This window comes from Streptomyces niveus, assembly GCF_001723055.1.
GTDB classification, from domain to species: domain Bacteria; phylum Actinomycetota; class Actinomycetes; order Streptomycetales; family Streptomycetaceae; genus Streptomyces; species Streptomyces niveus.
The window spans coordinates 1-10,741 of sequence record NZ_MDCR01000303.1; the positions used below are offsets into that span (position 1 = coordinate 1).

Sequence of the window (10,741 nt, forward strand, 5' to 3'; positions counted from 1 at the left end):
CGGCGGCCGCCTCGGTGTGTGCGGAGGTGTGAACTCCCTTGGTGACGCGGCTACTTGCCGGTCTCCTTCTCGTACGCCTTCAGTACCTCGTCCGTCGGGCCGTCCATCAGCAGCTCGCCCTTCTCCAGCCACAGCACCCGGTCGCAGGTGTCCCTGATCGACTTGTTGCTGTGGCTGACCAGGAACACCGTGCCGGCCTCCTTGCGCAGCTCGCGGATCCGCGCCTCGGAGCGGATCTGGAACTTGCGGTCACCGGTCGCCAGGGCCTCGTCGATCATGAGGACGTCGTGGTCCTTGGCCGCCGCGATGGCGAAGCGGAGCCGGGCCGCCATGCCGGAGGAGTACGTCCGCATCGGCAGGGTGATGAAGTCGCCCTTCTCGTTGATGCCGGAGAAGTCGACGATGGACTGGTAGCGCTCACGCACCTGCTCACGGGTCATGCCCATGGCCAGGCCGCCGAGGATGACGTTGCGTTCGCCGGTGAGGTCGTTCATCAGCGCGGCGTTGACACCCAGCAGCGAGGGCTGGCCGTCGGTGTACACCTTGCCGTGCTCGGTGGGCAGCAGCCCCGCGATGGCGCGCAGCAGGGTCGACTTGCCGGAGCCGTTGGTGCCGATCAGGCCGATCGCCTCACCCCGGTAGGAGGTGAAGCTCACCCCCCGGACCGCGTGCACCTTACGGACTCCGCGCGCCTCGCCCTTGTCGCGCCTGAGTATGCGGCTCAGTGCCGCGGTGGCGTTGCCCTTGCCGCCGCTGCCGCCGTTGACGCGGTACACGATGTGCACGTCGTCGGCGATGACGGTGGGGACGCGTCCCTGCTCGTTGAGGTCAGCCACGGCCGTACCGTTCCTCAGCCTTCCAGAAGTACACGAAGCCCGCGATGCCGACGAGGAGCGACCAGGCGAGACCCGCGGCCCACACGTGCTGGGGCAGGTTCGATGAGCCGTAGTCGTCGATCAGCGCGAAACGGATGAGGTCCATGTAGATGGCGGCGGGGTTGTACTGGAGTACGTCGACGATCCAGCTCGGCACGTTCGGCTTGTCGGCGAGGATCAGCGGGATGGAGAACATCACGCCGGACGCGTACATCCAGGTCCGCATGATGAACGGCATCAGCTGGGCGAGGTCGGGTGTCTTGCTGCCCAGCCGGGCCATGATCAGCGCGAGACCGGTGTTGAAGACGAACTGGAGCGCCAGGACGGGCAGCACCAGCAGCCAGGACAGGCCCGGCAGGCTGCCGAACGCGACCACCACGGCCAGCAGCACGATCATCGAGAACAGCAGCTGCTGGAGCTGCTGGAGCGCGAAGGAGATGGGCAGTGAGGCGCGGGGGAAGTGCAGCGCGCGCACCAGCCCGAGGTTGCCCGAGATCGACTTCACGCCCGCCATCACGGACGTCTGCGTGAAGGCGAACACGAACACCCCCGTCACCAGGAACGGGATGTAGACCCTGATCTCCATACCGCGTCCCGCGTTCAGGATCAGGCCGAAGATCAAGAAGTAGACGAAGGCATTGAGCAGCGGGGTCGCCACCTGCCAGAGCTGGCCGAGTTTCGCCTGGCTGTACTGGGCCGTCAGCTTCGCCTGGGAGAAGGCGAGGATGAAATGGCGCCGGCCCCACAGCTTGCGGATGTACTCGGCCAGTCCCGGACGGGCACCGCTCACCGACAGGCCGTACTTGGCGGCCAGTTCGGTCGAGGACAGACCGTCGTCGGGAGACGGCGGGGCGCTCATCGCGATCGCGCCGCCGTCATGGGTTGTCTCACTCACAAGTTGAAACTTTCGTGTTCAAGATGCGCGGCCGGTCGGGTCCAGGCGTGGACGGCCGTGACCCGGAAGTTATCTCCCCGATGCTCTCAGAACCGAGCCTGTCAGATGACAGGCGGTCGGCCCAGTCGGGTCAGCCGCCACACCGTACGCCACTTCATGGGCCTGCGGGGACCGCACGGAGTGGACCAGCCTTCCCGGAATCCGCCGAACCATGCCTTGAGCGCGGGGACGGTGGGGCGGCGGGCCAGGGTGAGCAGGATCCAGACGCCCAGATAGACGGGGACGACGGGCGCGGGCAGGTTGCGGCGGGCGAGCCAGACCCGGTTGCGGGCCACCATGCGGTGGTAGACCGCGTGCCGGGAGGGCGGCATCGTGGGGTGGAAGAGGACCATGTCCGCGCGGTAGTCGATCATCCAGCCGGCGTCCAGGGCCCGCCAGGCGAGGTCGGTCTCCTCGTGGGCGTAGAAGAAGTCGCCGGGCAGGGCGCCGACCTCGGCGAGGACCTTCGTACGGACGGCGTTGGCGCCGCCCAGGAAGGTCGTCACGCGGGAGGAGCGCAGCGGGTCGGAGGCGCGCAGCCGGGGGACGTGGCGCCGCTGGGTGAGGCCGGTGTCGGGGTCGGCGATCCGGAAGCTGACGATGCCGAGGACCGGGTCGGCGGCGAACGCCTCGCGGACCAGTTCGGCGGTGTCGGTGCCGGGCAGCAGCCCGTCGTCGTCCAGGAAGAGCAGGACGTCCACGTCGCCGCCGGAGGGGCCGAAGGCCTCGATGCCCACGTTGCGGCCGCCGGGGATGCCGAGGTTCTCGGGCAGCTCGATGGTCCGTACGCCGTCGGGCACGTCGCCGACGGGGGCGCCGTTGCCGACGACCACGACATCGATCGGGTCGCCGTCCTGCTTGGCGACGGAGTCGATGAGGGCGCGCAGGTCGTCGGGGCGGTTGCCCATGGTGATGATCACCGCACCGAGACGCATGTCACTCACCTCAGCCTGCTGGACGCGAGGATCGACACGAGGTGCAGCAGCGTCTGCACGACGGCGATTCCGGCCAGGACGGCGACGCCGAGCCGGGAGAAGAACAGATCGTCCCGGACGGTGTCCAGGATCGCCAGGAGCAGGATCAGCAGGGACGCCTCGATGCCCAGGATGAGCCGGTGGAACTTCAGCGCCCCGGCGGCCCTGCGGGCGAGCGCCATGCCGGACGAGCGCGGCTCGGAGGCCGCCTCCTTGACCGGGGCCAGGCCCTGCTGGTGGCGGGCGACGCCGACCAGGTCGGTCTCGGCCTTGATCATGATGGCGCCGAGGGCGGCGAGCGTACCGAGGAAGGCCCACAGCCAGTCGATCCGCCCGGTGCCCCACAGGTCGGCGGCGCGCAGTCCGAAGCCGACCAGGACGGCGGCGTCGCACAGGTAGGCGGCGACGCGGTCCAGATAGACCCCGGTCATCGAGTACTGCTTCTTCCAGCGGGCGATCTCGCCGTCGACGCAGTCCAGCAGCAGATAGAGCTGGACCGCCAGCACGCCGAGCACCGCGCCCGCGATGCCCGGCACCAGGAGGGCGGGCAGGGCGAGGGCGCCGGCGACGGTCATCACGTACGTGACCTGGTTGGGCGTGACGCTGGTGTTCACCAGGTACCGGTCGACGCGCAGGGAGATCTCGCGCATGTAGAGCCGGCCGCCCCAGTGCTCGCCGCTCCGCCGGTCCTTGACGCCCGGCGGGTGCACGACTGGACGGAGTTCAGCTACTGATGGTCTTGGCATAGTCGGCGTACGCGTCCCTGATCTGGTCGGTGGACAGGTCGAGGTGTTCGAGGATCGTGAAGCGGCCCGGCCGGGTCTGCGGCGCGTACTCGACGGCCTGGACGAACTCGTCGGCGGTGAAGCCGATCTCGGCGGGCAGCACGGGCAGTTCGTGTCTGCGCAGCACCTCCGCGAAGAGCCGCGACTGCTCGTGGGCGCCGCGCAGATACATCGCGAAGGCGGCGCCGATGCCGACCTGTTCGCCGTGGCTGGCGGCCCTCCTGGGGTGGAGCAGGTCGAAGGCGTGGCTGATCTCGTGGCAGGCGCCGGACGAGGGGCGGGTGTCGCCGCTGATCGAGATGGCGATGCCGGACAGCACGAGCGCCTCGGACAGCACGGTGAGGAACTCGTCGTCGCCGACGGTGCCCGGGTGGCGCAGGACGGACTCGCCGGCGGTACGGGCCATGGCGGCGGCCAGGCCGTCGATGGGCTCGCCGTTGACCTCGTGGGACAGCTCCCAGTCGGCGATCGCCGAGAGGTTGGAGATGGCGTCGCCGATCCCGGAGCGTACGAAGCGGGCCGGGGCCTCGCGTACGACGTCGAGGTCGATGACCATCGCGATCGGCATCGGGACGCCGTAGGAGCCGCGGCCGTTGTCGTTGTCGAGGGTGGCGACCGGTGAACACAGGCCGTCGTGGGCGAGGTTGGTGGCGACGGAGACCATCGGCAGGCCGACCCGCGCGGCGGCGTACTTCGCCACGTCGATGATCTTGCCGCCGCCGAGGCCGACCACCGCGTCGTACCGCTTGCCCTTGATGTCGTCGGCGAGCTTGACGGCCGAGTCGATCGTGCCGTCGGCGACCGGGTACCAGGCGGCGCCGGGCAGTACCGGAGACAGCTTCTCGCGCAGCGCCTGCCCCGAGCCGCCGCTGATCGCGACGGCGAGCTTGCCGGACGCGGAGATCCGCTGGTCGGCGAGGAGGCCGGCCAGGTCGTCCAGGGCGCCGCGCGTGATGTCGACGACGACCGGGGACGGGATGAGTCGGGTCAGTACTGGCACGCGATGACACGGCCCTTCGCGAGGTCGTCGTGGTTGTCGATCTCCACCCAGGGGACGTCGCCGATGGGGGCGACGTCGACGGTGAAGCCTCTGTCCACGAGTTCCTGGTAGCCGTCCTCGTAGTAGAGGTCGGGGTCGCGCTCGAAGGTGGCCTTCAGGGCGTCGGCGAGTTCGTCGGCGGCCTCGGGCTCGATGAGTGTGACGCCGATGTACTCGCCGGTGGCGGTGGCGGGGTCCATCAGCTTGGTGATGCGGCGCACGCCCTTGTCGCCCTCGGTGATGACCTTCATCTCCTCGTCGGCGAGCTGCTTCACCGCGTCGAGGGCGAGGATGATCCGCCGGCCCTCGCCGCGGGCGGCGAGTAGTGTCCGCTCGACGGAGACGGGGTGGACGGTGTCGCCGTTGGCGAGGATCACACCGCGCCTGATGACGTCACGGGCGCACCAGAGGGAGTAGGCGTTGTTCCACTCCTCGGCCTTGTCGTTGTCGACGAGGGTGAGGGTGAGGCCGTACTTGGCCTCCAGGGCCGCCTTGCGCTCGTACACGGCCTCCTTGCGGTAGCCGACGACGATCGCTGCCTCGGTGAGCCCGATCTCCGCGAAGTTGCCGAGGGTCAGGTCGAGGACGGTCGTGTCGCCGTCCACCGGCACGAGGGCCTTGGGGAGCGTGTCGGTGTAGGGGCGCAGGCGCCGGCCGGCGCCTGCTGCCAGTACGAGGCCGATCATGCGGTTTCTCCTTCGTCGTGTACGGCGGGGGCTCCGGAGGACACCCAGAACCGGATGGACTCCGCGAGCGCGATCACGGCGACGAGGACGGCGATCACCGTCAGTTCCGGCGCAAGGCCGGACTCAGCTGTGGTGAGGGCGGCGAGTACGGCGACGAGCAGCGTGCGGCCCTCGTGTCCGCCGAGTGCCCTGACCAGCCCGCGGGGCGGGGCTCCGGCGCCGCCACGGATGCGGTACACCGTGTCGTAGTGGTGGTAGGCGACGGCCGCGACCAGGCCGAACGCGGCGGGCAGGGCGCCGGGGACGTCGGCGCGGGCGGCGAGGACCAGCAGGAAGCCGTACTCGGTCGCGCGGAAGACCGGCGGGACGAGCCAGTCGAGCGGGCCGCCCATCCGGTGGGCGACGGCGATCCCCGAGGTCAGGACGTACACGAGGGCGCCGAGGATCAGCAGGGGGCTGTCGAGCGGGCCGAAGGCGGCCACGCCGACGGCGGCGGCTCCGCCCGCGAGGGCGATCAGCAGCGGCAGCACACCGGGCAGCGCGCGGACCGGGCGCCGTACCGCGCGGGCGACCAGCTCGGCGAGCGGGCCGGTGTCGGCGAGGTCGGCGAGCGCCTGGGCGGCCCGGTCGGTGCGGACGGCCTTGCGTGTCACCGAGCGCAGGACGCGGCCCGCGGTGGTGTAGCAGGCGGCGAAGGCGCAGCCGGCGAGGAGCGCGTAGAAGACGATCCGGGGCGTGGTGAGGGCGGTGAGGACGGCGATCATCGCCCAGCGCTCGCCGATCGGCAGGACGATCATCCGGCGCACCCAGACGGTCCAGCCGACGCTGTCGAGCCTGCTGGAGAGGGCGGTGGTGGGGGTGCCGACGACGGCTTTGCCGTTGACCGTCGCGGCGGTGCTGTCGGCGTTGGCCTCGTTGAAGGAGAAGTCGACGAAGTGGCGGACGGACTGGAGGACCATCGCGGCGAGCGCGAGCGCCCAGACGTCATCACCGCCTCGGGCGGCGCCGAGGGCGAGACCGGCGTAGTACGCGTACTCCTTGGCCCGGTCGAAGGTCGCGTCGAGCCAGGCGCCCATCGTGGAGTACTGGAGCGAGTAGCGGGCGAGCTGCCCGTCGGTGCAGTCCAGGACGAAGGAGAAGAGCAGCAGCAGTCCGGCCGCGACGTAGCCGCCCCGGGTGCCGGTGGCCGCGCAGCCCGCCGCGACCAGGGCGGTGAGCAGGGACGCGGTGGTGACCTGGTTGGGCGTCAGTCCGCGCCGGGCGCACCAGCGGGCGAGGTAGCGGGAGTAGGGGCTGATGCAGAAGGTGGTGAAGAACCCGTCGCGGGCCTTCACGGCGGAGCGCAGCCGTACCGCCTCGTCGTCCACGGCCGCGACGGCGGCGAGCGCCTCTTCGCGGGCGGCCGGTCCGTCGGGGACGGCGGCGACGAGCGAGCCGAGTTCGGGGTGCTGCACGGCGGTGCCGTCGGCGTCGAGGGCGGCGCCCACCCGGTCGGCGAGCGGGAGTTCGGCGGAGGCGGTGCGGGTGGTGGGCTCGCCCGGTCCGGTCGCCAGGCCGGCGCCACCGGTTCGTACGGCGGCGTCCGCCTTGGCGTCCGTACGGTTGGCGGCGGTGCCGTTCGTCACGGTGGCCAGTGCCACGGACAGCGCGGCCCGCGCCTCGGGCTGGGCGGTCAGCGCGCCGGTGACGGCAGCCGCCGGGAACCGGGGATCGGTCAACGCCAGCCGCAGCGCGTGGAGATGGCCCACGAAGCGCTGGTCGACGAGGGCGACGCGGTCGGCGGGCGGCACGGCGGCGAGCAGGCCGACGGCCGCCGCCGCGTCGGGCGCGGTGCGCACGTCGAATCCCAGCGACCGCAGATCGCCTTCGAGCGGCGATCCGGGTACCGGCGTACCGGTGAGGATGGCGGTCGACAGACGAATTCACTCCTTGACACTGCGAGGACACTGCGGGGCTGACGCGGCGGCTGTGCCCGGGGTCCGGGTCGGCGGCGTGTCGGCAGAGGCTATCGGATGAACGGAAGGCCGAGTTCACCGCCCGTTCACGCCCCGGACGCCATGAGCCGGGCCAATTCCGACCCGCCGGGAGATCATCATTGTCGATCGATGCCTCGCCCCACAAACCGTGGCCGCCGGGGACCCGTGCGGCTCCCGTAAGACATATCCGACTCCGCACGGTCTGCACCGTCGAAACCGCGACCGCCAGGTGAACGTCCGGTAACCGTACGACCACCGAGGCCGCCTCGCGGCACGCTCTATGGTGGCGGCATGACTTGGCTGATCACAGGTGGAGCGGGGTACATCGGCGCGCATGTGGCGCGGTCCATGACCGAGGCGGGTGAACGGGTCGTCGTCCTGGACGACGTCTCGTCCGGCGTCACGGACCGGCTGCCCGCCGAAATCCCGCTGGTGCGGGGCTCGTTGCTCGACCGGGAGGTCGTCGACCGGGCGCTGGCCGACCACGCGGTGACCGGTGTGGTGCATCTCGCGGCCAAGAAGCAGGTCGGCGAGTCGGTCGAGCAGCCGCTCGCGTACTACCGGGAGAACGTGCACGGGCTCACCGTGCTGCTGGAGGCCGTGGTCGCGGCCGGGGTCGGGCGGTTCCTGTTCTCGTCGTCGGCGGCCGTGTACGGCGTGCCCGAGGTGGACCTGATCACGGAGCGGACGCCGGCCGTGCCGATCAACCCGTACGGCGAGACGAAGCTCACGGGCGAGTGGCTGGTACGCGCCACGGGCCGGGCCCACTCGCTGTCCACCGCGTGTCTGCGCTACTTCAACGTGGCGGGGGCCGCGCGCCCCGAACTGGCGGACACCGGGGTGTTCAACATCATCCCGATGTTCTTCGACCGGATCACCCGCGGTGAGCCGATGCGGATCTTCGGCGCGGACTATCCGACGCCGGACGGCACCTGCGTACGGGATTACATCCATGTCGCGGATCTCGCCGACGCCCATCTCGCGGTGGCACGGCGGCTGGCCGAGCGGGAGACGCCCGGCGACCTGACGTACAACATCGGGCGCGGCGAGGGCGTGTCGGTGCGCGAACTCGCGGATCTGGTGGCCGAGGTCACGGGCCGGACGACTCCCCCGGTCGTCGAGCCCCGGCGGGCGGGCGACGCGGCGAAGGCCGTCGCGTCGGTCGACGCGATCACCACGGACCTGGGCTGGACGGCCCGGCGCGGAGTACGCGAAATGGTCGAATCGGCGTGGGAAGGCTGGCTGCTGCGCCACCCCGAGCTGCCTGCCGACTGACCCGTAAAGGATCTTGTCACTCCACTGACCTGCGGGCATTCCCGCAGGTCAGAGGGAATGACAACGGTGTTCACTGCCGTGTTGCTCGATACCCCCCACCCGTAGTTCACTGGGCCGCGTCGGCACGATCGAACTGACCGGGAGGCAACCTCATGGGGGCTGGGCACGATCACGGGCACACACACGGCGGCGCACCGCCGCCGGGGACAGCGACCGCCGCGTACAAGGGGCGGCTGCGGATCGCGCTGGGGATCACCCTGTCCGTCATGGTCATGGAGATCGTCGGTGGTATCGCGGCCGACTCCCTGGCACTGATCGCCGACGCCGCGCACATGGCGACGGACGCGGTCGGCCTGGCCCTGGCCCTGCTCGCGGTCCACTTCGCCAACCGGCCGCCGACCGGAAACCGTACGTTCGGACTGGCCCGCGCCGAGATCCTGGCCGCGCTCGCCAACTGTCTGCTGCTGCTCGGTGTCGGCGGCTTCCTGCTCTTCGAGGCGGTCGAGCGCGTCATCACCCCCGCCGACACCAAGGGCGGGCTGACGATCATCTTCGCGGCGGTCGGCATGGTCGCCAATCTGATCTCCCTCTCCCTGCTGATGCGCGGGCAGAAGGAGAGCCTCAATGTGCGCGGCGCGTATCTGGAGGTGCTGGCCGACACGCTGGGCTCGGTCGCCGTGCTGATCTCGGCGACGGTCATCCTGACCACGGGCTGGCAGGCGGCCGACCCTATCGCGTCCCTGGTGATCGGTCTGATGATCGTCCCGAGGACGGTGAAGCTGCTGCGCGAGACGCTGAACGTGCTGCTGGAGGCGGCGCCCAAGGGCGTGGACATGGCCGAGGTCAGGGCGCACATAGTGGCGCTGCCGGGCGTGGAGGACGTGCACGACCTGCACGCCTGGACGATCACCTCGGGCATGCCGGTGCTGTCGGCGCATGTGGTGGTGAGCCAGTCCGTGCTGGACAGCGTCGGGCACGAGAAGATGCTCCACGATCTCCAGGGCTGTCTCGGCGACCACTTCGACGTGGAGCACTGCACCTTCCAGCTGGAGCCGATGGGGCACGCCGAGCACGAGGCGAATCTCTGTCACTGACGCGGCGCGGCCGTTGCTAGTGTTGGCGGCCGGAGACGACACGGTCTCCCGCGTCGTGAGAGGAGCTGAGGTTGATGACCGTCGCAGTGGAGGTCGCCCCGCGCGGCACACGGTCCTTCCTCGACTTCCGGGCTGCCGGCTGACCGGTCCGCACCACACCGGTCCCGCGTCGGCCGGAGCCCCTCACACAAGGGTTCTCACGTTGTCCGACAACGACATCAACAACGACGCCACCAACGACACCGACCAACTCCACGAAGCCTTCTTCTCCCTCCACCACGGGCTGCCGCGGCAGGGGCCCGGCTCCGACGCCACCACCCGGCGGCTGCTGTCCTTCGCCGGACCGCTGCCGTCGCGGCCGCGCGCGCTCGACCTGGGCTGCGGCCCCGGTCTGGTCTCGCTCCTGCTGGCCGCCGAGGCCGGCGCGCGGGTGACCGCCGTCGATCTGCACGAGCCGTTCCTCGACGAGCTGCGGCACAGCGCCGCCGCCCGGGGGCTCACCGGATCGATCCGCACCGAGGTGGCGGACATGGCCGAACTCCCCTACCCGGACGGGTCGTTCGACCTGATCTGGGCGGAGAGCTCGATCTACTCCATCGGCTTCGACAACGGCCTGGCCCACTGGCGGCGGCTGCTCGCCCCCGGCGGCGCGCTGGTCGTCACCGAGTGCGAGTGGACGCGGGCCGACCCGAGCCCCGAGGCACGTGCCTTCTGGGACGAGCAGTACACGCTGCGTACGACCGGGGAGAACACGGCCGCGGCCGTCGCGGCCGGCTACACCGTGGTGGAGGTGTACCCGCAGCCGGAGAGCGACTGGGACGAGTACTACGGGCCGCTCGGCGAGCGGGCCGACTCGGCCGACCGGCGGGCGCCGGGCATGGCGCAGGCGCTCGACCTGACGCGCGCGGAGATCGCGATGCGCCGCGAGCACGGTGGGGAGTACGGCTACACCGGCTACGTCCTGCGTCTCGGCGAGCCGGCGGCGTGACGGCGGCCGTCCTGACGGCGCCCGTTCCGGCGGCTCCCGTCCCGGCCCCGGCCGGGACGGCGTAACACCCGTGTCCGCCCCCGCAGAGCACATCGCGGGGGCGGACATGCCCGTT

General features: G+C 70.8%; 9 protein-coding genes and 1 pseudogene. 3 read left to right on the forward strand and 7 right to left on the reverse strand.

Annotated features, from left to right (window positions below; all coding sequences use genetic code 11):
- Positions 1 to 50: 50 nt before the first annotated feature.
- The 7 genes from BHU15_RS29380 to BHU15_RS29410 all read right to left on the reverse strand — a co-directional run bounded on the left by BHU15_RS29380 (position 51) and on the right by BHU15_RS29410 (position 7,209).
- Positions 51 to 836 (reverse strand): ABC transporter ATP-binding protein, encoded by a 786-nt coding sequence (locus tag BHU15_RS29380; RefSeq protein WP_023537275.1) that lies wholly within the window; start codon positions 834 to 836, stop codon positions 51 to 53.
- Positions 829 to 1,770 carry an ABC transporter permease gene (locus BHU15_RS29385; RefSeq protein ID WP_031228870.1) on the reverse strand — a complete coding sequence of 314 codons (942 nt, stop codon included), beginning with the start codon at positions 1,768 to 1,770 and terminating at the stop codon, positions 829 to 831. The genes BHU15_RS29380 and BHU15_RS29385 overlap by 8 nt, the downstream gene beginning before the upstream one ends.
- Before the next feature lie 101 nt (positions 1,771 to 1,871).
- Entirely contained in the window at positions 1,872 to 2,744 is an 873-nt protein-coding gene (locus BHU15_RS29390) for a glycosyltransferase family 2 protein (protein ID WP_023537277.1), read from the reverse strand.
- A 5-nt stretch (positions 2,745 to 2,749) separates the two neighbouring features.
- Entirely contained in the window at positions 2,750 to 3,529 is a 780-nt protein-coding gene (locus BHU15_RS29395; protein WP_051433591.1) for a CDP-alcohol phosphatidyltransferase family protein, read from the reverse strand.
- The gene (locus tag BHU15_RS29400) at positions 3,507 to 4,568 is read right to left on the reverse strand and encodes an iron-containing alcohol dehydrogenase family protein (RefSeq protein ID WP_069629935.1); all 1,062 of its coding nucleotides are present in this window, start codon (positions 4,566 to 4,568) and stop codon (positions 3,507 to 3,509) included. The genes BHU15_RS29395 and BHU15_RS29400 overlap by 23 nt, the downstream gene beginning before the upstream one ends.
- Entirely contained in the window at positions 4,556 to 5,293 is a 738-nt protein-coding gene (locus tag BHU15_RS29405) for a phosphocholine cytidylyltransferase family protein (RefSeq protein WP_069629936.1), read from the reverse strand. Before BHU15_RS29405 ends, BHU15_RS29400 begins: the two co-directional genes overlap by 13 nt.
- Positions 5,290 to 7,209: a DUF5941 domain-containing protein gene (locus BHU15_RS29410; RefSeq protein ID WP_069629937.1), complete on the reverse strand. Its 1,920-nt coding sequence runs from the start codon at positions 7,207 to 7,209 to the stop codon at positions 5,290 to 5,292. The genes BHU15_RS29405 and BHU15_RS29410 overlap by 4 nt, the downstream gene beginning before the upstream one ends.
- Before the next feature lie 351 nt (positions 7,210 to 7,560).
- Between BHU15_RS29410 and galE the strand changes: the two genes are divergently transcribed.
- From galE to BHU15_RS29425, 3 genes and pseudogenes are all read left to right on the forward strand, one after another.
- Positions 7,561 to 8,544 (forward strand): UDP-glucose 4-epimerase GalE, encoded by a 984-nt coding sequence (gene galE / locus BHU15_RS29415; protein ID WP_069629938.1) that lies wholly within the window; start codon positions 7,561 to 7,563, stop codon positions 8,542 to 8,544.
- 152 nt (positions 8,545 to 8,696) lie between these two features.
- Positions 8,697 to 9,638: a cation diffusion facilitator family transporter gene (locus BHU15_RS29420; protein ID WP_069629939.1), complete on the forward strand. Its 942-nt coding sequence runs from the start codon at positions 8,697 to 8,699 to the stop codon at positions 9,636 to 9,638.
- A 202-nt stretch (positions 9,639 to 9,840) separates the two neighbouring features.
- A pseudogene (locus tag BHU15_RS29425) lies at positions 9,841 to 10,617 on the forward strand (class I SAM-dependent methyltransferase); the annotation flags it as partial.
- Positions 10,618 to 10,741 lie beyond the last annotated feature (124 nt).